The 25,907-nt window shown below is 47.5% G+C and carries 23 protein-coding genes; 9 read left to right on the top strand and 14 right to left on the bottom strand.

Going from position 1 to position 25,907, the window contains the following annotated elements:
* Positions 1-221 precede the first annotated feature (221 nt).
* Both BTV99_RS11600 and argS read right to left on the bottom strand, forming a co-directional pair.
* Positions 222-1,043 carry an SPOR domain-containing protein gene (locus BTV99_RS11600; RefSeq protein WP_075102523.1) on the bottom strand — a complete coding sequence of 274 codons (822 nt, stop codon included), beginning with the start codon at positions 1,041-1,043 and terminating at the stop codon, positions 222-224.
* 64 nt (positions 1,044-1,107) lie between these two features.
* Entirely contained in the window at positions 1,108-2,937 is a 1,830-nt protein-coding gene (argS, locus tag BTV99_RS11595) for an arginine--tRNA ligase (RefSeq protein ID WP_075102522.1), read from the bottom strand.
* Between the two features lie 478 nt (positions 2,938-3,415).
* Between argS and BTV99_RS11590 the strand changes: the two genes are divergently transcribed.
* Positions 3,416-3,634: a DUF2788 domain-containing protein gene (locus BTV99_RS11590; RefSeq protein ID WP_075102521.1), complete on the top strand. Its 219-nt coding sequence runs from the start codon at positions 3,416-3,418 to the stop codon at positions 3,632-3,634.
* A 96-nt stretch (positions 3,635-3,730) separates the two neighbouring features.
* Here BTV99_RS11590 and cmoB read toward each other — a convergent pair whose 3' ends face one another.
* Positions 3,731-4,762 carry a tRNA 5-methoxyuridine(34)/uridine 5-oxyacetic acid(34) synthase CmoB gene (cmoB, locus tag BTV99_RS11585; RefSeq protein WP_075102520.1) on the bottom strand — a complete coding sequence of 344 codons (1,032 nt, stop codon included), beginning with the start codon at positions 4,760-4,762 and terminating at the stop codon, positions 3,731-3,733.
* A gap of 60 nt (positions 4,763-4,822) precedes the next feature.
* The gene (cmoA, locus tag BTV99_RS11580) at positions 4,823-5,599 is read right to left on the bottom strand and encodes a carboxy-S-adenosyl-L-methionine synthase CmoA (RefSeq protein ID WP_075102519.1); all 777 of its coding nucleotides are present in this window, start codon (positions 5,597-5,599) and stop codon (positions 4,823-4,825) included.
* A 289-nt stretch (positions 5,600-5,888) separates the two neighbouring features.
* Here cmoA and msrA point away from each other — a divergent pair, with 289 nt between their 5' ends.
* The 4 genes from msrA (at position 5,889) to BTV99_RS11560 (ending at position 9,111) form a co-directional block, all read left to right on the top strand.
* Positions 5,889-6,410, top strand: a complete 522-nt coding sequence (gene msrA / locus BTV99_RS11575; RefSeq protein WP_075102518.1) for a peptide-methionine (S)-S-oxide reductase MsrA — start codon at positions 5,889-5,891, stop codon at positions 6,408-6,410.
* Entirely contained in the window at positions 6,411-6,671 is a 261-nt protein-coding gene (locus BTV99_RS13235) for a hypothetical protein (protein ID WP_083608642.1), read from the top strand. It begins immediately after the preceding gene.
* 19 nt (positions 6,672-6,690) lie between these two features.
* Positions 6,691-7,404 (top strand): DUF1499 domain-containing protein, encoded by a 714-nt coding sequence (locus BTV99_RS11565; protein ID WP_075102517.1) that lies wholly within the window; start codon positions 6,691-6,693, stop codon positions 7,402-7,404.
* A gap of 240 nt (positions 7,405-7,644) precedes the next feature.
* A complete protein-coding gene (locus tag BTV99_RS11560; RefSeq protein ID WP_075102516.1) occupies positions 7,645-9,111 on the top strand; it encodes a lytic murein transglycosylase in 1,467 nt (488 codons plus the stop codon).
* A 174-nt stretch (positions 9,112-9,285) separates the two neighbouring features.
* Here BTV99_RS11560 and BTV99_RS11555 read toward each other — a convergent pair whose 3' ends face one another.
* The 4 genes from BTV99_RS11555 to BTV99_RS11540 form a co-directional block, all read right to left on the bottom strand.
* The gene (locus BTV99_RS11555) at positions 9,286-9,585 is read right to left on the bottom strand and encodes a hypothetical protein (protein ID WP_075102515.1); all 300 of its coding nucleotides are present in this window, start codon (positions 9,583-9,585) and stop codon (positions 9,286-9,288) included.
* A 316-nt stretch (positions 9,586-9,901) separates the two neighbouring features.
* A complete protein-coding gene (locus BTV99_RS11550) occupies positions 9,902-10,930 on the bottom strand; it encodes a DUF4062 domain-containing protein (RefSeq protein ID WP_083608639.1) in 1,029 nt (342 codons plus the stop codon).
* 186 nt (positions 10,931-11,116) lie between these two features.
* Positions 11,117-12,166, bottom strand: coding sequence for a glutamate racemase (gene murI, locus BTV99_RS11545; protein WP_143507127.1), 1,050 nt, complete (start codon positions 12,164-12,166; stop codon positions 11,117-11,119).
* Positions 12,167-12,362: 196 nt separating this feature from the next.
* Positions 12,363-13,112: a DUF1285 domain-containing protein gene (locus BTV99_RS11540; protein ID WP_075102513.1), complete on the bottom strand. Its 750-nt coding sequence runs from the start codon at positions 13,110-13,112 to the stop codon at positions 12,363-12,365.
* A gap of 555 nt (positions 13,113-13,667) precedes the next feature.
* Between BTV99_RS11540 and BTV99_RS11535 the strand changes: the two genes are divergently transcribed.
* Positions 13,668-15,305: an electron transfer flavoprotein-ubiquinone oxidoreductase gene (locus tag BTV99_RS11535; RefSeq protein ID WP_075102551.1), complete on the top strand. Its 1,638-nt coding sequence runs from the start codon at positions 13,668-13,670 to the stop codon at positions 15,303-15,305.
* A 128-nt stretch (positions 15,306-15,433) separates the two neighbouring features.
* Here BTV99_RS11535 and BTV99_RS11530 read toward each other — a convergent pair whose 3' ends face one another.
* Complete coding sequence (locus BTV99_RS11530) at positions 15,434-16,930, bottom strand: sodium:alanine symporter family protein (RefSeq protein ID WP_075102512.1); 1,497 nt, start codon at positions 16,928-16,930, stop codon at positions 15,434-15,436.
* Between the two features lie 678 nt (positions 16,931-17,608).
* Here BTV99_RS11530 and BTV99_RS11525 point away from each other — a divergent pair.
* The 3 genes from BTV99_RS11525 to BTV99_RS11515 all read left to right on the top strand — a co-directional run bounded on the left by BTV99_RS11525 (position 17,609) and on the right by BTV99_RS11515 (position 20,527).
* Positions 17,609-17,869: a DUF4212 domain-containing protein gene (locus BTV99_RS11525; RefSeq protein WP_075102511.1), complete on the top strand. Its 261-nt coding sequence runs from the start codon at positions 17,609-17,611 to the stop codon at positions 17,867-17,869.
* 3 nt (positions 17,870-17,872) lie between these two features.
* Entirely contained in the window at positions 17,873-19,741 is a 1,869-nt protein-coding gene (locus tag BTV99_RS11520) for a sodium:solute symporter family protein (protein WP_075102510.1), read from the top strand.
* A gap of 237 nt (positions 19,742-19,978) precedes the next feature.
* Positions 19,979-20,527, top strand: a complete 549-nt coding sequence (locus tag BTV99_RS11515; RefSeq protein WP_075102509.1) for a hypothetical protein — start codon at positions 19,979-19,981, stop codon at positions 20,525-20,527.
* A gap of 14 nt (positions 20,528-20,541) precedes the next feature.
* Here BTV99_RS11515 and BTV99_RS11510 read toward each other — a convergent pair whose 3' ends face one another.
* From BTV99_RS11510 to BTV99_RS11490, 5 genes are all read right to left on the bottom strand, one after another.
* The gene (locus BTV99_RS11510; protein ID WP_075102508.1) at positions 20,542-21,144 is read right to left on the bottom strand and encodes a rhomboid family intramembrane serine protease; all 603 of its coding nucleotides are present in this window, start codon (positions 21,142-21,144) and stop codon (positions 20,542-20,544) included.
* A 230-nt stretch (positions 21,145-21,374) separates the two neighbouring features.
* Complete coding sequence (locus tag BTV99_RS11505) at positions 21,375-22,400, bottom strand: 5'-nucleotidase (protein ID WP_075102507.1); 1,026 nt, start codon at positions 22,398-22,400, stop codon at positions 21,375-21,377.
* Between the two features lie 259 nt (positions 22,401-22,659).
* The gene (locus BTV99_RS11500) at positions 22,660-23,949 is read right to left on the bottom strand and encodes a TRAP transporter large permease (protein WP_075102506.1); all 1,290 of its coding nucleotides are present in this window, start codon (positions 23,947-23,949) and stop codon (positions 22,660-22,662) included.
* Positions 23,946-24,473: a TRAP transporter small permease gene (locus BTV99_RS11495; RefSeq protein WP_075102505.1), complete on the bottom strand. Its 528-nt coding sequence runs from the start codon at positions 24,471-24,473 to the stop codon at positions 23,946-23,948. Before BTV99_RS11495 ends, BTV99_RS11500 begins: the two co-directional genes overlap by 4 nt.
* 17 nt (positions 24,474-24,490) lie before the next feature.
* Positions 24,491-25,549, bottom strand: coding sequence for a TRAP transporter substrate-binding protein (locus BTV99_RS11490; RefSeq protein WP_075102504.1), 1,059 nt, complete (start codon positions 25,547-25,549; stop codon positions 24,491-24,493).
* Positions 25,550-25,907 lie beyond the last annotated feature (358 nt).

Below are 25,907 nucleotides of genomic sequence, written 5' to 3'. Positions count from 1 at the left end.
TGGAGATAAATTGCGATCAAACAAGGAAAATAGCACCGTTAATATCGGAATATTGACCAGCTGTTTGATGATTTTTGATAAAATTTGGCCATTTTAGCCCATTTAGATAGCTATCAAGTGAATTGAAGACACGCCCTAAAATAAACGATAAAAAAGGCGTCGCTCGTACCAGTAAGCGACGCCTTTGTTTATAAACGAGTCATCCTCCTAAGCTGCCGATGCTAGCGGCGCTGTTCGACGATGATAGAGTCGATGCCGTTATTTTGTAGGCGCTGCTGGGCGGTGGTCACCGCTTGACGATTATTCATCGGCCGTGAGATGACCTGATAGATGGGCAAACCATTACCTGTGGTGTTTTTTACCACTCTTGCATCGACACCTGCCATCAGTACTTGGGCGCGGCGACGATCTGCTTCATCAGCATCACCAAAGCTATTGATCTGCAAAATGTAGGTAGCTGCCGGTTTGGCAGCCTGTACGCTAGCGGTCCCGGCACCTGAGTTATTGCTACGGTTAGCGCCATTACTATTGCTAGTAGGCGCAGGGCCATCGTAAGTGGCGTCTTCTTCGACAATGACAATCTCATCACTGTTTTCGCCAGTTGCCGCGCCATTGCCCTGATTAGGCGCTGTCGCTGTACCATCCGCGATACCGAAATTGCCTGACTCATCCTCACGACTGGCGCTACTATCCTGCGGCTGAGTGACGACCACATCCGGCTCAAAGGCATTGATATCGCCTATTGCACTGTTGCCCACCTCGGCGATGTCTTCATCAGGAATCGTCGCCATTTCTTGACTGGGCAATATGTCATAAAACTCATAATCACCATTATCCGTGTCAGTATCGACACGCGGCTGTACCTGACGGTCTGGGTCATCGCCGGCGGCACTATCTGCTGGACTAAAATCAAACAATGGCGAGAGGTAGATAAACACCCCAATCATCAAGGTCAGTATCGCCCCGACGAACATCCATAATAAGCCTGACACACTACTGGTTTTGCGCTTTTCGGTCGCGCCTTTAGGTTTTTTGGCTAGCATGGATCTGGTTCTCCCTACTGAATTTAACTATCATTAAATTACGCTTATCAGCCGTCTCTTTATACTACATGCTAGACGGGGCAGACAACCCTAACAAATTAAGTCCGTTGGACAATACTTGACGCACCGCTTTTGACAACCGTAGACGCGCCTGCATCAATGCCATCTCATCAGTGCTTGGTGTCTCACCTGATGTCAAGCTCACCGGCAAGATGCGGTTGCTGTCGTACCAGCCATGAAACAGCGCCGCCAGCTCTTTTAGATAATTGGTCAAGACGTGCGGCTCGTAGCCAGTCGCCGCGCGCGCCAAGGTCGCAGGATAGCCTGCTAGCAGCTTGATCAACTCATCTTCGTTCGGAGCGCTTAGCCTCGTTTGCTGCGCCTGACCGATGGCATCATCTACCACAAAGCCACTGTTTTCAAGCTTCTCTAACACGCGGCAGACACGCGCATGCGCGTACTGAATATAATAGACTTGGTTGTCTTTACTTTGCGACTTGGCCAGCTCCAGATCAAAGTCCACATGCACTTCAGGCTTACGCGCCACATAATAAAAACGCGCCGCATCGTTACCCACCTCAGAGCGCAGCTCGCGCAAGGTGACAAATTTGCCTGAGCGTGACGACATTTGTACTTTTTCACTACCGCGCCATAAGGCCACAAACTGTACCAATACCACATCGAGGCGCGCCTCATCGATGCCAAGCGCAGTCAGCGCCGCTTTTACCCGCGGGACATAACCATGGTGGTCTGCGCCCCAGACGTTGATGACTTTATCAAAGCCGCGGTCAAACTTGTTTTTGTGATAAGCAATATCAGAGGCAAAGTACGTCGTTTGCCCATTGGCGCGGCGTACCACTCGGTCTTTTTCATCACCAAAATCGGTCGATTTAAACCAAATATTGCCATCTTTTTCATACAGATAGCCTTTGTCGTCTAGTATCTGTAAGACGGGCTCGATCTCGCTATCGATTGAGCGCTCGCTAAACCAGCACTCATAACGCACCCCAAAGTCATTTAAATCATCTTTGATATCCGCCAAGATACTGCTCAGCGCCGCGTCTAAAAACAGCTCATAACCCTCACCTAGCAAGGATTTGCTATTGGCAATCAGACCATCGATATGCGCTTCTTTGTCGCCTGATACCAGTGTTTTTTCACCATCGGCATTGGTATCAAAGATAGCATCTGCTGGTACGTCTTTGGCGACGTCAGCGAAAGGATGAACGTAGCTGTCACCATGCTGCACCTTTAGAGTCTGTGCGATATCTCGGACATACTCGCCTTGATAGCCATTGACCGGAAAAGTCACCTGCTCGCCATTGATCTGCAAATAACGCAAGTAGGTGCTGGTTGCCAAAATATCCATTTGACGACCAGCATCATTGACGTAGTATTCACGCGTGACGTCATACCCCACCGCCTCTAGCAAATTGGCCACGCTCATACCGAACGCTGCGCCGCGGCCATGACCGACATGCAGGCTTGAGGTTGGATTGGCAGAGACAAACTCGACTTGGATTTTTTGCCCGGCAAATTGCTCGCTTAGACCAAAGCGGTCTTGTAGCTCAAAGATATCTGCTAATACTGCAAACTTGGCATCACTGTTCAAAAACACATTGATAAAACCAGGGCCGGCGATTTCGACTTGGCGGATGTCTTGATTATCAGGCAACGCGGCGACGATTTTTTCTGCCAGCATACGCGGATTACTCTTGGCTGCTTTGGCTGCCGTCAGCGCGATGTTACTGGCAAAATCACCATGGCTCAAATCCTTGGTACGGGTAATCTGGCTATTGTTTTGCCAATCAGCAGGCAAGATGTCTTGCGCCTGTAAGGTTTGAACAGCTTGGTCAAATAATGCGGTTAAGGTATCGATTTGGGCTTGTGACATAGGGTATAAACTCAGTTAAATAAACAACAAAAACGGTATAAAACATGACGAATGCGAGCAGTCGATATGGGATTATTATAATAACGACGGGCTAGGCAAAAGAGACATTAGTACTAAAAAACAAGTAACCTATAAATATAACAATCTTTGTGCTGTATTGCACTATTTACGATGAAATTAGTGTCAAAATACAACACTTTAAGCCCAATTTGCCCCTCACCCTTGGCTATCTGATAAAGACGGCGCGCACTGCGCTAAGCGTGACGAAACATCGAGCATTATGATTGTAGCGTTACTGTTGTCCAAGGCTTTGTGGTAGTTTATACCCAGTACATTCCACGCTATAATGATGGTTTGTATTGCTGTCTTGCTGTAGTGAAGCAATACGTCCCATCGGAGCCGAGTCGCCTGTCATCATCCAGACGATAAAATAATAAAGACAATCAGACAACGCGTCACCACTTTATAGGACTATTTTATGTTTGCTATTGCTGCTAGTACCATCACCAGCTGGGGATTGTACGTCTTACTACCAATATTTATCGCCTTTTTATTTTTTATTATGTGGGACATCTCTAAAAAATCTGAGGCTGGACGCGCTGGGACGTTTTGGATCTTTTTGGCACTGGGTGCTGGGTTTGTGGGCTTTTTACTCAAGCTCTTATTAGAGGTCGCCTTTGAGAGATGGTTGATCTAACCAATGCTCTAGGGCATATCCTCAATTCAACCGACAGTCATCCAAATGGGTTCGAAGCGGTTAAACAGCGACTAAACACTGCACTGTTTTACTGTGCTATTTTTTGGCAATAATGGTCGCGCGCATCGGGGCAGGATAGCCTTCTACAGTCTTTGTTCGGTCATTAGGATCTAAAAAATCTGCTAGGGAGTGATACGTCATCCATTCGGTTTGGCGCTGCTCATTGGTCGAGGTCATGGCCACATCGACGCAGCGCACGTCTGTAAACCCTGCTTTTTCAAGCCAGCCGATTAACGCTGCGACAGAGGGTAAAAAGTACACATTATTCATCTGCGCGTAGCGGTCATGCGGCACCAGTACAGTATTGGCATCGCCTTCGATTACTAACGTCTCAAGCACCAGCTCGCCGCCTTTGACCAGCTGCCCCTTTAGCTGTTGCAAATGCTCAAAGGGTGACTGGCGATGATAGAGCACTCCCATACTAAACACCGTATCAAATAGCTGACTGTGCTCAGGTAAGGCTTCGAGTGGGACGGGGATATAATGCGTTTTATAACTATCAGCCGCGCCGACAAAATGCCGAATCGCCATAAACTGATGATAAAACAAGCAAGAGGGATCGATGATAATGACCGTCTCCGCGCCAGCCCCTGCCATACGCCAGCCATGATACCCAGAGCCGCCGCCGACATCGAGCACGCGCCGTCCTTTTAAGGTGCCCAAATGCGGCGCAACTCGCTGCCATTTCCAATCACTGTGCCACTCGGTATCGATCTTGATACCTGACGCATCATCGCCGATTTGACCACCGATCTGAAACGGCCCTTTGCGCCATGGCATCAGCTGCTTTAACAGCGCCGTTGTTTGCTTGCGCTGCGAGTCACTCAGATTTGCCTCAATGGTCAATACATCAGTGTTTAGATGGGCAGCATCGACGACCAATTCTGGCAAACGCGCCACCGACGCCTGATAAGCCGGCGCGTGCGCATAGTTGGCTTTGTCTTTGATGGCACCCAGCCATGTTGGCAACTGGGTCAGCCACTCATAAGCCGTCGGCTGCTGCTGCGCAAGTGTTAGCAAGGTCAAATACAGCTCACGTTCGGCGCGCAAGATAGTGTCATTAAGCATAAAAGCGAATTACCATGTGGATCAAAAAGTAAGGTTAAAAATTGCGTCCTCAAAGAAAGGCTATTTAAACGCCACAATCGAGACAAAGTTCAAAAACTGAAACCACGTCAGATGCCGTGCAAAACCCACCTTATCCAAACGCTGATGGTGCCCGTCTAAGGTATCGGTGATAAGGACGTTTTCTAGCGCATTACGCTTGCCGCTGATTTCCATCTCGGTATAGCCATTAGCGCGCTTAAAGTCATAATAGCGCTCAACCAGCCACGCATCATACTGCTCATCAAACGCATGGGTTTTTTCAGTCAACACCAATATACCGCCCTCGCTCAGTGCGTTATAGATATTCTCTAACACTGCCACTCTATCGGCGGCTGGCAAAAACTGTAGCGTTAAATTTAAAATCACCATATCGCATGGCTCAAGTGTCACATCGCGGATATCGGCGGTGACGACTTCGATATCGTGCTCAGGATAGTTATCATTGAGCACAGTCGCCGCTTTTGTGGTCATCGCAGGCGAGATATCTATCGCTTTAATCTGTAAATCCTGCGGCGCAAACTCCCCAGCCAGCGCCATGCTAGCCGCACCAAGTGAGCACCCCAAATCATACACACGGCTGACACGGCGGCCATCATCGCCTTGCTGACGGTACTTGCAATGACGCCGAGCAAAAATAGGCAACATCGCCAGCACCTGCCCATAACCTGGTACACTACGGCGAATCATATCTGGAAAACACGCCACCACCTGCTCATCAAAAGAAAAGCGCGCCGCTTTATCGAGAGGTGTGGTAAATAAAGTGTCATGCTTGATAGTGGCAGGATTGGATTGGCTCATGGGGCGACTCGTTTTGATAATAGCAAAAGCCCATTATAACATTACTGTTTGTTACTTATCGCCATCAGATGCCCTGCTAAGCTAAATAGGTCATGCTAAGGGCAATCAATTAATGATTGAAGCAGTCGTTAAACCAACCGTATCATTGAGTTGATAGAGTCTTTAAGCAGGTCGTTGAAAGTTGAAACACGACCATCTGCGACCAACATTTACACCAGTAGCGCTATGTCACTTTTAGAGTGAAGTGATTATATAACCTGATCATCTCTTTATAATAATAGGAAAAATTATGCAAACCATTATCTTAGGCGGTGGCTGCTTTTGGTGCACCGAATCGGTCTTTTTGTCCGTAAAAGGGGTAGCGTCCGTGACCTCAGGCTATATGGGCGGCGACGCAGTATCGGCCAACTATGAGGCCGTCTGTAGCGGCACTACAGGTCATGTGGAGGTTATCAAAGTCGATTTTGATGACACTGTTGTCCCTCTGGAGGTGATACTTGATGTGTTTTTTGCCACTCACGACCCCACAACCAAAGATCGTCAAGGCAATGATGTCGGCAGTCAATATCGTAGCGTGGTGTTCTATACAGACGATGAGCAAAAACCAACCGTCGATCGCACCATCAACAAACTGCGCGATATGGGCGTCAACGTCGTCACAGAAGTCCATCCTGCTATGACGTTTTATAAGGCTGAAGAGTCGCACCAAGACTTTTTTAATAGAAACCCAGGCCAAGCCTACTGCAACTTTGCCATCCCGCCCAAACTTGCCAAACTGCGTAAAGAGTTTAGCGAATATATGGTCAATTAACTGACGCGCCATCACGGGTGCATCATTCGGCTAAAGGTCAGCTGGCAGGACGCACCTTTACGCTATGGGTCGCAGTTATTACTCACGCTTATTTATGATCAAGATAAAAAAGACGGACCACCCTTCTCAGTAGATGAAGCAAGCATTCAGCAGTATTATGGACAGTATTATCAGATTGATGAAGTAGAAACACCTCTGCTACTATCGGCTCTATGCCTGATCTATCTGTCACAGAGCATGGCTGGCTACTCACAGCAATAGACAATCATAGAGAGATTTGATGAAAATTTTTATCAGCTTCGTCAGCCTGATGGGTTTGTTATTGGTCGTACTGCCAGGGCCATTATATAAATATGGCGTCGTGGATTTGGGTACCGCCTTTGCCGGATTTAGCTTGGCAATGCTCGCAGGCGGTGCGGCACTGATCATGTTGCTATTACAAGCGTTATTCAAACGCCACACGCTCAGCTTTCGCACCACCATCATCACTATGCTGCTAGCGAGCAGCTCGATCCTCATACCGCTCACCATGCTGCACAAAGCCAAAAGCGTACCACCCATTCATGATATTTCAACCGACCTTACCAACCCGCCTAAATTTGTGGCCATCATTCCTTTGCGGGCTGACGCGCCAAACCCTGCGACATACTCTGGCACCGAGAGCGCAGCACAGCAGCGCATCGCCTATCCTGACTTGAGCACATTAAGCTACCCACAATCCAAATCTACGCTGCTCACAGCCTGCGAACAAACCGCCAGCAATCTGGGCTGGGAGCTGGTGGTGATAGACGCAGACACCGGTATTGTGGAGGCAACAGATACGACGCCTTGGTTTGGTTTTCAGGACGATGTGGTGATACGTATCACCGATGCAGGTAGCAAGCGGCTGGTCGATATTCGTAGTAAATCACGAATTGGTGGCAGCGATTTGGGCAAAAATGCAGAGCGTATTCGTCGTTTTATCAAAGAGCTGGATAAGGTTTTAGAGTCGTAGCGACATCCTTTAGAAGCTTGGCACGCAGCAAAAATCGCTTGTAACCTCACACCTACGTCAATTTATAGTAACAGGGTGCTGCGACCGCTTTTCTTTATTATGCAGATTGGTTACTCTAAGTAAATATGACGGTTTTGCGCTTTATGCTGTTTTATTGATCGCTCTTATTTATAACCATTACTTATCATCACGTCCCATCGCCACTTCTCATAATAATTTTGACGTTTATAGGATATTCTCATGCGTTTGACTCCTCTTTCGACCCTATCCATGCTGGCTGCTGCTATTGGTCTGAGCTTTGCCAGCACTGCCCAAGCGGCCAAACCACCAGCGCCAGACTTGTCCAATAGCGAGTTTCAGCAGTGTCTAGATAGGCTAAAAGGCTCTAGTAAGTTTCGCGGCGTAGACAGCTTTACCTTCAACAACTATCGCCCAGCTCAGCCTGATCCGAGCGTTATTCAGTCGCTTAACTATCAGCCCGAGTTTCAAAAAGATGTCTGGGATTACCTATCGGCGCTGGTGGACAAAGAGCGCGTCGAAGATGGTATTCGTGCCAAGCACCAATGGCGTGATACGCTGCGCCAAATTGAATCGCGCTATGGCGTAAAAGCCGAGCACGTCCTTGGCGTCTGGGGCGTGGAGTCCAACTTTGGTCAGACACTAGGTAAAAAACCGCTATTTGAATCCTTAGCGACTCTCTCCTGCTTTGATCGTCGCCAAAGCTACTTTCAGGGGGAGTTTGCCAACGCGCTCAAAATCGTCCAACGCGGTGATATTGCACCAAACGACATGACAGGCTCGTGGGCGGGTGCCTTTGGGCAAACGCAGTTTATGCCGAGCACCTTTTTGGAGCTGGCCGTCGACTTTGATGGCGATGGTCGCCGCGACCTCGTCAATAGCGTCCCTGATGCGCTAGCCTCTACCGCCAACTTTTTGGACAACCGTGGCTATCGTACAGGGGAGCCGTGGGGTTATGAAGTCAAACTCCCTGATGGCTACTGGGCGGCGTCCAATCGTAAAAACAAAAAATCCATGAGTCACTGGCGCAGCCAAGGTCTGACATTGGCAAATGGTAGCCCGCTGCCCTATGATTTGAGTAGTGCAGGACTGCTATTACCAGCTGGTATAGAAGGGCCGGCGTTTTTGGTTGGTAAAAACTTTGATACCTTTTACTCGTATAACGCGTCAGAAAACTACGCATTGGCCATCGCGCACTTGTCAGATCTGATCACGCGCGAAGACAGCAGCAAGACGGACTTTATCACTGCGTGGCCCACAGATGACCCAGGTATCAGCCGCCAACAAGCCAAAGACATTCAGCAAGCACTGCTCGATGCTGGCTATGATATTGGCGGTGTCGACGGCATCATCGGTGACAACACTCGTACGGCGATTCAGCAATACCAGACCAGCCGCGGTATCTTCCCTGCTGATGGCCGTGCAGGGCAAAAATTTTATCGTGCTATTATTGGCAGTGCGGCCCCAAGCCCGCGCTCGTATGGTCACTCACACTCTCAGCCAACCAATAGCCAACCCCTAAACCCAGCACCCGCCGATCGTATGGGGCAATTGATCCAGCAACAGACCACCGCGCCAAGCGCTTACTCTCAGTCGCCGCAGCCCTCTACGTCTAGCAACCCGCGCTATCGCCGCGTGATCGGCAGCGACGGTACTATCAAGCTGGTACGTATTGATGAAGGCTCATAACCGCTAGGTTTTATCGCGCTCCCTCTGATAGCAAAAAGGCCACGCTATAGCTAGCGTGGCCTTTTTATGTGTTTTAGGACGAGACCTTTAGGACGGTACATTTAACAGATAAGTCTTTAGCGTTGTCTTTTTGACAAACCTACGTTTTGATCCTTTGATTATAGTGACGCGGCGTTATACGATAGGCGGCGGATTGGGCTTACCATTGTCGCCATCCCAGTTTTCCCGTGCCTTGTCGTCTAGGTCAGCAGGGGTTTTTGGCTCCCATTTGCCATTTTCTTTCCATGTTTCATCACCCCAATCCGCATCTTCTTCTTTTCTATCCAAGTCTTTGTAGGCTTGGCTAGGGTCAATGCCGCGGCGTTTCATATCGGCAACTTGCTCTTCTAGGGTGCGAAACTGATCGGCATCATGCATGGCCTTTTCTAAGCCGTCGATTTCATGGTTTCGTTCATCATATTTAGAGTTGCTCATGTCTACTCTCCTTAATTATCCAGTGATCGTCAATGATACGTATCTCAGCGCTATTGTATGATGTGTTATCGTTTTAGTGATTTTGTTCTTTAGTCATTTCGTTCATGGCATTCGACTGTCGACTGAACGTGCGCTGACTCATGATTCTTATTATCACCAGTCCTGCCCAGATTCACAACCTCTGCCACGTATGCTTTGTATTACAAAACGTAGTCGCGCGCAGATGCTTGCGGCATATCTGCTCGAGACAGCTATCACTAGAGGACTGCTAAGAAAAATAAGTTACCAAAGAAGAGAAGAATGTAAAAAAGGCAGATTATGACTGAGACGGGGTATTTTTTAACAAGTTTTTTGCATAAAAAGTCAGCTTCCATAGCTCCTGCGATACCCGTGTGCCATAGGTAGTCAGCTGTATCCAATTGGCACTGACCAGCTGACGCTGCAAGACGTTTAAGTCGTCTTGTGATATCTGACAGCGCGCGACCGCGTGGACATTTGGCATGTCTTGCTTGACGTCTGCTTCAGCTTTTGATGCTATCAGTCGGTTGATGGCGGTTTGTAGACCATAGCTAGAGAACGTCGAGGGAATTTTTGATAAGGCGCTCAGCACCTCTTGCCATGTCAGCGTCATCGGCCGTGTCACATCTGTCAGGTTACCCCCTGCATAGGCTTGCGCACTATAAGAGACCTCAAAGGACTCTGTCAAAACGATGAGGTTACTGACATTATCTTCTGCAAAGCTGGCTTTGGGCTGCTCATGAGGGTAGGCAAGATTATGTTGGGTCAGGCTGTGTTTGTTGATGGCTTTTTTGGCGGACGGCCGCTCAGCGGTTTTTTGCGTAGTAGCTTGTTTGCTAAACTCAATAACCTCGTCACTGGCCTTTATCCAGCCGCCCGTGACTTTATGCGCAGCAATGATGGTGTAATAGGCTTGTACCAGCAGGCTTTCGATTTCATCAGCATGGTCATAATAGTATATGCGATTGTCTTGCTTGGTCACTGCGTTGATAAATTCTTGTAACTGGCGGCTAATGGCGCTGTCTGGCGGCTGGTTTTTGATTAAGACCAGTAGAGGCTTGAGCTTGGCTTTGGCATTTAGATAGCTCAAATGCATTTGGCTGACGCCGGTTTTTTGTACGGTACCGTAGCTATCACCGATTACCATCAACGCATAATCACAGGAGTCGATGCATTGACGCCCATATACCGACGCCTTTGACAGTTGGCTTGACACATCATAAGTCAAAAAAGCGCGCGCCTGAAAAAATATCGCTAGGTTGTCCAGTACCAGCAATTGATCATTATCAGCGCATATGACGTGGATATGATAGCGACGGTTTGGCACAATCACCTCTAAGCTTCAGTCATGACATAAGTAACAAGCAGATAAAATAAAGCACAAATATCTTGTTTTGCACAGACTAGCATAAACTTATAGAAATGGAATTATTTTATTTCGACTACAGCAGCTTCATCGTCATATAGGCGCGCCTGACACTCAAACCGCTGATCAGAAACTCCATAATAGCACTTATTTAGAAGCGTATTGCAAAACGGTCTCTTGTCCGACCAATTGTTTTATCAAAGCGCCCAACGTATCATCATATTTGCTGGCATAAAAAGTCAACGGCAGTCGAACAACAGGCGATATTTGATGGTTTGTCGCTATCGCTCGGTGAGCGTTGCTGTCATTCTCGCTATCATCATTGCAATCTTCATTGATATGGTTATAGCCATTGCCTTTAATATTAGCACTTGCCAATAGCTGATTGCTCAGTAACAGCTGCTTGACCCGCTCTGCAATCGCCTGTCCTGAGTCCACTACCTGTATCGATAACTGCTGGCGCGCAATTTCCTCCAACAAAAAACCCTTAAAAAACGGATAATGCGTGCACCCAAGGACCAACTGATCGATACCAGCTTGCGCAAAGACTGTGAGCTGCTGACGTAAACGCCGCGCGGTCTCGTCCGCCTCTGGCATGCCCGCCTCCACCCATGGCACTAGTAGAGGGTCAAAGTACTTAGTCACTTCTACATTATTGGGCAGGGCAAACGCATCGATAACCTTGTTTAGTAACGCACCATTTAAGGTCGCCTTGGTCGCCAGCACCGCCACGCGATGGGTAGTGCTGGCCAATACCGCCGGTTTTAATGCTGGCACCAATCCCACAATAGGCAGCTGCGGATAACAACGCCTAGCCGTCTCTAGCGCATAGGCAGAGGCACTGTTGCACGCGATAACGATAAGTTTACAGCCTTGCTGATACAGCCACTCGATCGCTCTTAATGTCAGCCTCTCAATATCAGTGCTGTCACGATTACCATAAGGGACATGTAGCGTATCGGCATAATAGACATAGCGCTCAGCAGGCAGCTGCTCGGCCAGATGCAGATACACAGACAGACCGCCTACCCCCGAGTCAAACAAGCCTATCGGTGCGCTTGGGTCGGCATGATAAGTCGTTGCCTCAGCTGCCACCGCATGAGCAGCGGCCTGCCGGATAGCCGCTGTCTTCATGTGTTTGGCTAGCACAGCCTCAGGATGCGCCCTATCCACGCTTAGCGCGTCATTTTCGCTCATACCCTTCATGGCTGTACTGTCGTTTTTTTGGTCATATCGGTATCTTTATACTGCTGATTGCGTGACTTGTCGGTAGTCAATCAAACTGCTACACGTATCCTGTCGCGCTTTGCTATTTATTGTTTTTGCTACAAAGTAGCAAGAATTTAAGCCTTTGATGGCTTAAAAAAGCATTGGTCTTTTAAAAATTGATATGTTAAGGCATCGATAATTGATAGCATTGCCCGCCACTTTGTAAGGTTAATATCGTCTCGCCGTTTTGCTCTGTCAGCTCACCAATCTCAGCCAAATGATAAAACGTATTGCGGCCGATCAGCGCCATCAAGCCATGCCTGACGGGCATATACGGACGTATTTGCTGCTCGGCGGCTTGTTGCTGATGGTCTTTGGCATTTTGTGCATTATTGGCTTGAGCGCTGCTGGCCTGAGGCTGACTCTCGGCATGCTTGTCTGATACATTAGGATTATACGCCTTTAAGACGATTTTGTGCTCGTCATCTAAGCGAACGACATCGCCTGTGGTCGTGGTAAACTCCAACCAGCGCAGGCCTGCCTCCTCAACGACACCCACATCGTTGATCAATAACGGCGCATCTTCAACTTGAATACGAATTTTTTGTACAGGCGTCTTTAAAAAATACTCTGTTTTGCCCTGATTTTCTTCTTTCCACAAAATCGTGGCAAACAGACTCACCAATGACTCTCTGGTCATTTGCCCGCCTTCGTGCCACCACTCGCCATTTGCCTTGATCACCAAATCCATATCCGTCACTTGCTCAGGATGCCAGCGCTCTAGTGGCGGTATGGCTCGCCCCTCGCGCACCCCAGCAGTGGTCTTTAGATACTGGCTCAATGCGTCCATACTATTTAGGTCTGATGGCACGTCGTTTGGGGCTTGTGGCGTATCGTTTTGGTGTTTATTGGCTTGCTTGTTATGGCTATCCATCTTATGATTTCCTATCTAGTATGCAAAGTTTGGCAAATCTATTATGACTATAAATTTTAGTTTCAGGTATGATGAATCTTTGTCGTCAATCAATCATCATAATTAGCTCATTATTTTAATTTTACCTTAACATCGATACTCACAAATGCGTATCGTGTTTGTAGGACTTTTCTTTTATAATGAGTAACGATTTTTCATTTACGTGTTTTTATTTACATGGTTAAGTGGGTGCTGTATCAATGAGGCGTTTTTTAAAGCGTTGATATCTTTGCATAAATGGTTTTTCGCAAAGAGCCCAGCTCATTGTTATTGATACGGCGCAGACAGTTTTTATCGGGCAGCCATATGTCGAGTGACGTTAGCGCCACAAGTCTATTATTTAATTGTTAAGCTAATGATGCCCTGAGATAAGCCACCATAAGTTTAGGAGTAGGTATGCAAGAGCAAGACAATCAAAAGCCAGTCGTTGATGGCGATACGGTAGCGACAGATACGGTCGAGCAAGACGTGCAAACACAAAGCGTGGCTGCAGAGCCTGAGATAGAACGCGAGTCTATGGAGTTTGATGTCATCATCGTCGGCGGTGGTCCTGCAGGCTTGTCTGCGGCTATTCGTCTGCGTCAGCTTGCCATTGAGGCGGGCAATGATGAGTTTATGGTTTGTGTGGTCGAAAAAGGCTCTGAGTTTGGCGCTCATACCTTATCTGGCGCAGTTATCGAGCCACGCGCGCTCAATGAGCTCATCCCTGACTGGAAAGAAAAAGGTGCCCCGCTCAACGTACCTGCGACCGAAGATCGTTTTTATTATCTCAATTCAGCCACGCGCTCGACCAAAGTACCTGACCCTTTAATCCCAGCACCGATGCACAACGGTGGCAACTATATCGTCTCGCTAGGCAATGTGGTGCGCTGGCTTGCCGTACAGGCAGAAGAGCTAGAAGTGATGATGTTCCCAGGCTTCCCTGCCGCCGATATCTTATATAATGATGACGGCTCAGTACGTGGTATTTTGACAGGCGATATGGGTGTGGCAGCTGACGGCGAGGCCAAGCCAAGCTTTGAGCCAGGCTATGAGCTACTGGCCAAATACACCATCTTTGCTGAAGGTAGCCGCGGTCACTTGGGCAAACGTTTAATCAGCCGTTTTAGTCTCGATAAAGACGCCGATCCTCAGCATTATGGTATCGGTCTAAAAGAGCTGTGGGAAGTGGCACCTGAAAAACATGAGCAAGGCGTGGTCATGCACGGTCTTGGCTGGCCATTGACCGAAACTGGCTCGACGGGTGGCTGGTGGCTGTACTTCGACGAAAACAACCAAGTCAGCTTTGGTTTGGTGGCAGATTTGTCTTATCACAACCCATACATGTCGCCATTTGATGAAATGCAGCGCTTAAAGACGCACCCTGTTATCAAAAACGTCTTAGAAGGCGGCAAGCGTATTTCCTATGGTGCGCGCGCCCTGACCAAAGGTGGCCTAAACTCTCTACCAAAATTCACCTTCCCAGGCGGCGTGTTGGTCGGTGACGATGCTGGTTTCTTAAACCCAGCCAAAATCAAAGGCACGCACACCTCGATGAAATCAGGCATGCTCGCGGCTGAGGCGATTTTTGAGGCGCTGCAAGCCGACCGCCAGCACGACGAAGTGGTGGCTTATACCACTATGTATAAAGAGTCATGGTTATATCAAGACAACTATGAATCGCGTAACTTCTCCCCTGCGATACATCGCATGGGTCTGTTTATGGGCGGCGCCTTTACTTTTATCGAGCACAATCTATTAAAAGGTAAAATGCCACTGACCCTGCATGACAACATCCCTGACTATGATCAGCTAGAGCGTGCCAACCATGCCTATCAGCCGACCTACCTAAAACCAGATGGTAAGCTGGTATTTGATAAGCTGTCATCGGTATTTATCTCTAATACCAACCACGCAGAAGATCAGCCAACACATCTTAAGCTCACTGACCCAACGGTGCCAGTGTCGATCAACCTACCTCTCTATGCCGAGCCTGCGCGTTTGTACTGCCCAGCGGGCGTCTATGAAGTGGTCAAGGATGCCGAAGGCGCAAAATTCGTCATCAACGCGCAAAACTGCGTACACTGTAAGACTTGTGATATCAAAGATCCATCACAAAACATCACTTGGGTCACGCCAGAAGGCGGCGGTGGCCCCAACTATCCAAACATGTAATGGTGTTGGAGAGCCTTGAGCAGTCATCTGCTCACCGCTGAGCAATAAAAAACCGCCCTTAATTTATAAGGGCGGTTTTTTAATACTTATACATTCAATGTCTCAATTAAATGACGCGACAACCCATCTTAATCTGTCCAAGCGTCACGGTTGGCTTCGTCTTTTAATTTGACAAAATCATCAGGGTCAAATTTGATTTGTGTACCTGATTTGCCTTCTTTGATTTGACGCTCGTAGTCACGCAGTATGCGTAGCGCCACAGGAGACAAGAGCAAAATAGCCACCAAGTTGACGAGTGCCATCATACCCATGGATAAATCCGCAAAGTTCCAAATCGCGGGCAAGCTGGCGATAGCACCAATAAACACCATTCCCAGTACCATAAAGCGGAATATCATGATCATCACTTTGGCGTTTTTGGCGCCTGAGATAAACTCAAGGTTCGACTCGCCATAGCTGTAGTTGGCAATGATGGAAGTAAAAGAAAAGAAGAAAATGGCAATGGCGACAAAGATAATACCCAAATCACCCACGTACTGCGACAACGCCAGCTGCGTCAGCTGAATGCCTTCTTGCTCGACATTGGGGTCGACCACGCCTGATAAAATGATAATAGAAGCCGTTGCGGTACAGATCACCAGCGTATCCATAAACACGCCGAGCATTTGCATAAACCCTTGCACCGCGGGATGGTCAGGATGGCTTTTAGCCGTAGCTGCCGCATTGGGTGCCGACCCCATGCCTGCCTCGTTAGAAAACAGTCCGCGTTTGATACCGTTGATCATCGCCTGAGCGATACCATAACCGATGACCCCGCCCGCCGCTTGCTCAAATCCGAAAGCTGATTTTACGATCAAGGCGATGGCAGCTGGGAATTGGCTAAAGTTAGTGATGATAATAAACAGTGCCAATAAAATATACAAAATCGCCATGATAGGGACGATTTTGCCCGCGATACGAGCCACCGAGCGCAACCCTCCAAACACCACAGGCGCGACCAGTGCCACCAATACAAGGCCTGTCATCCATGTTGGCACGCCAAAGGCTTCGTTGGTCGCTTGTGCGATGGTGTTGGACTGTACGCCATTGAAAGCAAGACCAAAGGCCACGAGCAGACACAGTGAGAAAAATATCGCAAGCCAGCGTTTACCCAAGCCTTTTTCGATATAGTAGGCCGGTCCGCCGCGATACACATTGTCGTTGTGAGGAACTTTGTATGCTTGGGCGAGAGTCGACTCGATAAAGCTGGTCGACATACCAACCAGCGCGGTCATCCACATCCAAAACACTGCACCTGGGCCACCGAGATAAATCGCAATCGCAACCCCTGCCAAGTTACCCGTACCCACACGCGCCGCCAGCGACGTCATCAATGCTTCAAATGAGCTGATACCACCATTTTTTCGTCCTTGGTTAGAGACGCGCAATAGCTTCCACATATGACCAAAGTGGCGAAACTGAATAAAACGTGTCACGACAGTAAAATACAGACCTGCGCCAATCAGTACAAACATCAGCAGACCATACCAAGGGTTACTGGCAATCAACCAATCGTTGTTCCCCCAGATAATACTGACACCATAATTTACGAGGCTGTTAAACCACCCTACTATCCCTTCACTCATATCAACTCCTCGTGAATATTTTTTAAAACTTGCTTATTTTTTGCGTTTTATATCAAATAAACGCCATTAAAACCAGCATACCATGCTCAGTCGTCAAATCTGCTGTGCATTTTATAGAGATTCGGTGCGCCACGACCATCACGTTTACTTATCGATTCAAGATATTTATTTTTAAAATAAATACTGCAGGCTCCTCCCATCCTATAGAATGATAAAAGTAACCAATTTACTCCAGAAAGTAAGCCAGCGGTGATGGTTTTTACATACTGTCATCCATCTATCAGGTTTTTATTAATAATGGTTATGCAGGATTTTTGGTTTATGCCGATTTGTTTGCAGTGACGCAGACTTGAAAGTGATAGACTAAATTTTATAGGCATTGTGACTTATTGAATATTCACTTATTGTCATGATTGTTTGGCATACTAAAAACTTTAAGACGCTTGTCAGGAAGACGAGACGGTAATCAAAGACAGTGGATGGTCTGCCCCCCTCCTTTCTTCCTCAAATATTGTTTGTTATAGCGCTCTTAAATACAGTGATCTTGGCAAATAGTCATCATGCTAAATCAGCCCTCGCGTTATCTGATCGTCAGTGTGTGCTTGTCAGATGTCATTATCAGACTGACGAGACTGAGATCAATCATGATATTTTAGGTAAGACAAAAGGAGTTGTCCTATGGAAAACCACAACGATCCATCCGGCTATTGGCGTGCCAATGTCCGTTTCATTTTAGGCAGCCTTATCATTTGGGCATTATGCTCGTATGGCTTTGCTATTCTCTTACGTCCTCTTTTGGCAGGTATAAAAATCGGTGGTACTGATTTGGGCTTTTGGTTTGCCCAGCAAGGTTCTATCGGAGTTTTTATCGTCTTAATTTTTTTCTACGCTTGGCGTATGAATAAGCTGGACAAACAATATGGCGTAGATGAGGAATAGATCATGAGTCAGTATGTGATTAACATTATTTTTGTGGGTCTATCCTTTGCGCTGTATTTCGGCATTGCGATTTGGGCTCGTGCTGGGACCACCAGTGAATTTTATGTGGCAGGCGGCGGCGTCCATCCTGTCGTCAATGGTATGGCGACTGCTGCTGACTGGATGAGTGCCGCGTCATTTATCTCGATGGCAGGTCTTTTGGCCGCGGGCGGCTACGGTGCCTCTACCTATTTGATGGGCTGGACAGGAGGTTATGTCTTACTGGCCATGCTGTTAGCGCCTTATTTACGTAAGTTTGGGAAGTTTACGGTACCAGACTTTATCTCCGATCGCTTTTATTCCAAGACAGCGGCGATGATTGCGGTGGTTTGTCTGATTGTAGCATCGACCACCTATGTTATCGGACAGATGACTGGTGCAGGGGTTGCTTTCTCTCGCTTTTTAGAAGTGGAGAATGATACAGGTCTTATCATTGCCGCAGTGGTGGTGTTTTTCTACGCAGTACTAGGCGGTATGAAAGGCATTACCTATACACAGGTCGCTCAGTACATCGTCCTGATGATTGCCTATACCATTCCGGCTGTCTTTATCTCGCTTGAGCTGACCGGCAACCCTATTCCAGGTTTGGGTCTTTTTTCTACGCATGCTGAGTCCGGCGTGCCTATTTTGACCAAGCTTGATCAGGTGGTCACTGATCTTGGTTTTACTGCTTATACTGCTGATGTGCCAAATAAGCTTAACATGGTACTGTTTACGCTATCACTTATGATTGGTACAGCAGGCCTACCACACGTTATCATTCGCTTCTTTACCGTACCAAAAGTCGCTGATGCGCGCTGGACAGCTGGCTGGACGTTGGTCTTTATCTCATTGCTATACTTTACCGCGCCGGCGGTGGGTGCCATGGCCCGTCTGAACTTAAACGACACCATCTATCCACAAGGCGTTGATCAGCCGGCACTGCCTTATGAGCAGCGTCCTGACTGGATGCGCACATGGGAAGATACGGGTCTGATTAAGTACAACGATCTAAACAACGATGGCCGTATTCAACGCTACTTTGATAGCGGTCTTGGTGAGGCAAAACTTGCGTTAGCAGCCGCGCAAGCAGAAGGTGGCGATGTCTCCGCTGCTACGGCAGAAGTCGCCAAGGCGCAAGCCGCTCACGATCAAGAGCTCGATGGACGCTTTGCTGAAGCAGGTTGGGCGGGTAATGAGCTGGATGTCAATAACGATATCTTAGTCTTGGCCAACCCAGAGATTGCTCAGCTGCCACCTTGGGTGATCGGTCTTATCGCTGCTGGTGGTTTGGCAGCCGCGCTATCGACCGCGGCAGGATTGTTGCTGGCCATCTCGTCTGCTATTAGTCACGACTTAATCAAACGAAACCTCAACCCAAACATCACTGATAAAGGAGAGCTACAAGTTGCTCGAATCTCTATGGCGATTGCGATTGTGGTGGCAACGTGGCTTGGCCTAAATCCGCCAGGGTTTGCCGCACAGGTGGTGGCCTTGGCCTTTGGTATCGCTGGCGCCTCCTTGTTCCCAGCACTGATGATGGGTATCTTCTCAAAACGCATCAATAATCTGGGCGCAATCTTTGGGATGCTCGCCGGCCTTATCACGACCTTGGTATATATCTTTGTCTTTAAAGGCTGGTTCTTTATCAGTGGTACTGCCAACTTCCCCGATACCGCAGAGTACTGGTTGTTTGGTATCTCACCGCTGTCGTTTGGGGCCATTGGCGCGCTGATTAACTTTGCAGTCGCCTTTATCGTTTCTTATTCGACAAAAGCGCCACCGCTGCACATCCAAGAGCTGGTTGAAAGTGTTCGCTCTCCGCGCGGCGCTGGCGGTGCCATCGACCACTAGGCGTACGAGCCATGTGGGCTCTATAATCAAACCACGCTAAAAGGATAAATGTTGAACGTCACTTCTTTTCTTGGAATGATTATAGATATCATACGTAAAGTGTCACTCACAGGCAGACGCTGCTTGTGAGTGATTTTTTTATCCCTTTAGGTGCAGAATAAGTCTTGGATGGTTGCCAGATTTGTTTTTGCCTAAATAAAACGCAAACCGCCCTAACCCGTTAAGAAGGAAGATTTTATGCTTTTTGAGTTTATTGCCACCATGGCCGCAGCGTTTGGTATGGCTGGACTGGCACTGATCATAACTCACCTTAGTAAACTGGCGGGCAAACGCGCGCCAAAGTGGCTGGTGCCACTCTTTGCAGCGATTGGCATTTTTACCTTTCAAATTCACCAAGAATACAACTGGTATTCTCAACAAGTCAGCAAGTTACCCGCGGGCGTAGAGGTGGTCAAAACAGCAGAGAGTCGCACTTGGTTTCGGCCTTGGTCTTATGTCAAGCCGCAAATACTGCGTTTTATCGCCGCAGATATCAAAAATGCCCGTGTCCAAGTAGACAATGCGGATATGCACTTAGTCACTCTTTATTTGTTTGAAAGACGTAGAAGCGTACAAAAAATCCCGCAAGTCATCGATTGCGCGGCGCCTGCGCGTGCAGATTATATATTGCCAAAAGCAGGCAGCACCCTATCGCTTGATGAGCATGTGCAGCAAACCAGCACATGGCACCCATTGACCAAAGCGGATTCTTTATTTATCCGTGTTTGCACAGATAGTAATCCATAACGCCTCTGGCATGTTTAGCGTATAGAGCCTACCTGATAGGTATGTTTGGAGCCGGCACCCAATAGCAGACCGGCGCACAAGCCGCCGAAATGCGCGGCAAATGAAATGCCTTGCTGCGGCATCAAACCTTGCTTGATAATCAACCAATAGCCTGTACCCATGACAATACAAGCGAGCAGGTAGCCCCAACGTCTGGCAAATACCGCGCCGCCGATCATATACCCAATCATGGCAAAGCATAGCCCCGATGCGCCGATATGAATAGAAGACGGCGAACCGATGACCCAAGTGACCAGCCCTGAGGCAATCACCAGCTTAATCACCGTACGATAGGCGTTTTTTTCAAACAAGCCAAATAAAAATAAAATCTGCAACAACGTGATGGTATTGCCCAATAAGTGAGAAAAGTTGCCGTGCATTGTCCATGAAGCGACTATCCCAATCATGCTACCCACATCTAAGGCGCGCGGTACAATACCAAACACATTCCAGATGCCAAAAAAGACCGTTTCATTTAAAAAAAACATCCCCCACATTGGCATCAGCACAAAAGCATATAGTCCGATGACTTGTTTGACCCGTGTCATGATGAGAGAAAATAACTGCTGCCCATTCATATCGTGACCTGCCCTTGACTCTATGCTTTGTATTTAATATTTATGCTATAGTCGATTCTAAATAAAACAGATATAGTCAATACACTCTAAAAATGACATAGCACTACTGGGATGCTATTTTTAAACGTAGGTTGCGCAGCCTCTGGGAACGCAGCACGCAAGTAAAATTTATACCAGTAGCGCGTTTAAATCCATAACAGTTTTACATTCAGCTAACTATACATTGTCTGTCAACGTGGAACTGGTATAAATAGCAGACTGTTTTCTTTATCAGCGGCCAAATAGCTATCACCATGCAGCAATGAGGCTGAATGATAAGGCACCAAAGCCGTTGGGATAAAACGGCGCGCCGCATCGATATGCTGGATTGAATCATCAAAAAAGATATGCGGCGCAAAGGTTCTGAGCACCGCTGTCTTTTCTAGTCCACCCAAAAAAAACGCCATATCGACATTGACGCCCCACTCTCGCAATGTTTTGATGGCCCGCAGATCGGCAGGGGCATTGCGAGCGGTTACCAGAGCGATTTTTATCGGAGAGTAGCTAAGCCCTGCTGGCAGACGCTCTTGCAAGTTTGAGAGCTTAATTAAGAGCTCGGCATAAGGCCCCTTCTCTATCGGCAAATCCCGCATTTTGGCTTCACGGTCATGAAAGGCGCGTAACCCTTTTTGCTTATAAAGCAACTCACCTGAGTCATCAAAGAGCACTGCATCACCATCAAAAGCGATACGCAGCTGCTGAGTATCCAGCTCATAAGTATTGACAGGTGTCGCATCCAAGATGGCACACGCACAAATATTGGCATCCGCAACTTGCTGCGCGTCCTCGCGATTGGTGGTCAAAAACAAGTCCACATTAAAATCATCGATATAAGGCGCCACCGGGCTACCTGAGATAAAAGCCGATCGAGAAATATTGAGGCCATGCTCACGAATGGCATTGAGAACCTGAATACCAGTATCAGGGCTGCTTTTTGAGACGATAACCACCTCAACCAGCGGCGCTTCTAGCTCAGTTTCTTGACTGTCAGACTGACAGTATCTGTTCAGGTTTAGCAGCGCTTTTATCAGGGGATAGCCTGCACCAATGCTCAAAGGGTCGTTTTCGCGCTCCGTCATATAATCGCGAAACGCTTTAATGGCCGTATCAGGATGCTGCACTAATAACTGCGACAAATAGCTCTCAGATTCCGTTAAATCAAACAGCGCCGTCGCAGAGACCGCTACAATCAACGTATTACTAAAATCAACTGCCATAATAAAAGGCTCTCACTTGTCAGGCTCCATGGTAGAGTTTATTGTAACAAGGCGCTACCAGAAGATATATGGCACTTTTATGACTAGCGCTGGCATCGATAGCGAGCGTTATCGTTCAATTATTACAACAAGAAAAGCCATATTGCTTTATAAACAATATGGCCATTTAAACACAGTTACCGTTTAGGCTATTATTTGAAAAAGATAGCGTTGTCGTTCGCGACATGTCTTGCCTATCTTGTACGTTAGCCGCCTCCCTTTATGCTAGCAGTACCAGAGAAATCGCAGGGAACGCCACCAAAATCACCAAGCGAATCACATCGGAGACAATAAACGGCGCTACCCCTCGAAACATATCGGACAGCTTAATATGCGGAGCCATCGCCTTAATCACAAAGATGTTCATGCCCATCGGCGGCGTAATCAACCCAAGCTCTACCGTCAGTACCGCGATGATACCAAACCATACCGGATCAAAACCTAAGGCTACGATGATCGGATACACCACCGGAATGGTGATGACCAGCATCGCCAAGGCATCCATAAACAGCCCTAATAAGAAGTACATGATCAAAATACAAATCAGCACCACCATCGGACTCACTGCCAAGGTACCAATCCAGCTCGCTAAGGTATATGACAATCTAGAGACTGAGATAAAGTAGCCCAGTGCCTCTGCACCTAGTAGCATAAAAAATACCACTGCAGATAATGCTAAGGTTTCAATCAACGACTGCTTTAGTCCCTTCATACGCATGCCTTTGGCAAACGCATAAGCCCAAGAAACGAACGCCCCGACGGCAGCGCCTTCCGTTGGAGTAAACAACCCAAAGAAAATACCAGCGATAATAACGATAAAAATAAAGCTAAAGGGAATGAGTCCTGTCAACGCTACAAGCTTGGCTTTCCATGAGGTAGATTCACCGCGCTGCGCCAAGTGTGGTTTCCAGCGCACCATGATCATGACAGTGATCGAATACATGACCATGCCTAGCATACCGGGCAAAAATCCTGCAATAAACATGTCACCGACCGACTGCTGGGTCAAAATGGCATAAACCAGTAAGGCAATACTGGGCGGAATCATAATCCCAAGCGTACCACCAGCCGCTAAAATGCCGCAGGCAAAGCCTGGCTGATAGCCATACTTCTCCATTTGCGGTAAGGCCACTTTGGTCATGGTAGAGGCGGTCGCTAACGATGACCCCGAGATTGAGGCAAAGATACCCGATGAACCGATACCGGCGATCCCCAAACTGCCCCTAACACCGCCAAAGATGGTGCGGGTTGCTTCAAACAATTTGCCTGCCATACCAGAATGAGTGGCAAAGACACCCATCAAAATAAATAATGGAATGGCACTAAAGTCATATTTGGCTAAGACATCTACAGGAAGGTCTTTGAGCATTTGTACAGCACCACTCGGTGCCGTCACAGTACCAAAGCCGACCAGACCAACACCAAGCATAGCAAGGGCAACGGGTACTCGTAAAACGACGAGTAGGATCATGACGATTAAGCCGATGGCTCCAACGATTTCTGGACTCATGCGCCTGTCTCCTCAGCGTCAAAAAACTCGCCTGTCTTAAAGATATTGATGGACTCGATCAAGGAGCGAATGGCCAGCAAAGCACTTAAAAAGGCGCTGACAAGATAAATGGGCATCATTGAAATTCGCAAATCCTGGGTGACTTTGCCAAACTCGATAGCATCAACGGCGCTCTCAAACAGCCCACAAGCAAAGACGATACCGATGACAAAGAATCCCAGCATAAAGACGCCCATCATGTAACCTTTGATAGACTTGGGCATCTTTTGGGTGAAAACATCAACAATGATTTGTGAGCGTTCGACAAAAGCGGCAAAGGCAGCTAATAGCGCAAACAGCATAAAATAAGAAACAATCTCGACGCTGCCTTTGACAGTGAAACCAAACTCACCACCGGTGAGCTTGAAGATATAACGGGCGGTAACATCTAGCATGGTGGTCAAAACGATGATGATCAGACTGATACCACCGATGAGCTGACATAGCCGTGAGATGAATGTACTGATTTTGACCAAGTAGGCCATGCGGCGACTCCTTTAGGTTAGACCTTGCAGGCGGCGCTGGCAGCTTTGGCTTTTTCGTAGACACTATCTGCATCTAGGCCCAAAGCATTTACATCTTTGAGATATTTCTTTGTGCCTTCTAATAATGGGCCTCGCCAATCTGGATCATTTAATGGATCTGGAATCTCCACAATCTCATCGCCTTTAGCTTGGGCCGCTTGTATTGCCATAGCGTCATGTCTATCAAATACTTCACCTACCTTTTTGGCAAGCACCATGCCTGAGTTGTTATCAAGAACTTGTTTTAAGTCATCAGGCAGGGCGTTATATTTGTCCTTATTCATAGTGACCATCAAGGCAGAGCTATAAAAAGGAATATTGGTATGATATTTGGTGATTTCATCGATTTTAAAAGCTGTCACAGCTTCCCACGGAAAGCTCAGACCATCAACGACACCGCGCTGTAAAGAAGTATACATATCATTGGCAGGCAGACCCACAGGCGAGGCTCCAGCACTTTCTATGATATCACCAGCGACCGCAGAAGGACGACGAATACGCATTCCCTTCATATCTGCTGGCGTGCGTATTAGCTTATCGGTCGTGTGCAAAGAGCCAGGTCCAGCACCATACATAAAGAGGAGATGTGAGTCTTCATACTCACCGGCCAAGGTGCCGTCATCATAGAGGGTTTGTAGCATACAGCCCATCTGTGTGGCAGAATTGGACAAACCTGGAAGCTCAGCGATCTGCGTTAATGGAAAGCGTCCGTTGGTATAACCATGTGCTTGTGAGCCAATATCTATGGTGCCTTTAGCAGCGGACTCATAGGTCACGTCAGCTTTTGCAAGACCTGCTGAAGGGTATAGCTCAACTTTTAGTCGGCCATCAGAATCAGTTTCGATCTGCTTTGCCCAGGGTTCAAAGACTTCTGTACTGATTGAGGAGGTTGCAGGCCAAAAATGAGAAAAACGTAGAACAGTGGTTTCTTGAGAATTTGCTGACACACCATCGGTACTATCCGCAGATTGATTTGAACAACCAAAAAGACTCGCGGCAGCTAATGCACCAATCGAAAAAAGAGGAGCTAACTTCATTATCAATTCCTTTTGATAACTGTAAGAATAAAAGTCAAAGACAAACTTAGTATTTATCTCGTCAAATCATTTATGACGCTACAAGCCTAAAACATCCTTTTATAGACCTGTAATAAATATTACTATTTAAAATTAGCAGTTATAATGATATAAGTCAAATCATTTTGGATGCTTAAACTTGTTATTGAGTCAAAAGCCGCTTACTAGAACCAAAGCTAATAGCAGTTAACAGTTTTAGATAAAAAAGCCCCCTAACAATCAAGTTAGGGGGCTTTTAGGGTATAGGGAGCTGACGATGACCTACTCTCACATGGCCGGAGCCACACTACCATTGGCGCAACGATGTTTCACTTCTGAG

The sequence above is a fragment of the Psychrobacter sp. Rd 27.2 genome (assembly GCF_001921755.1).
GTDB lineage: Bacteria > Pseudomonadota > Gammaproteobacteria > Pseudomonadales > Moraxellaceae > Psychrobacter > Psychrobacter celer.
The sequence above is the reverse complement of the archived record's forward strand: the minus strand, read 5'-3'. Positions and strand labels throughout refer to the sequence as shown.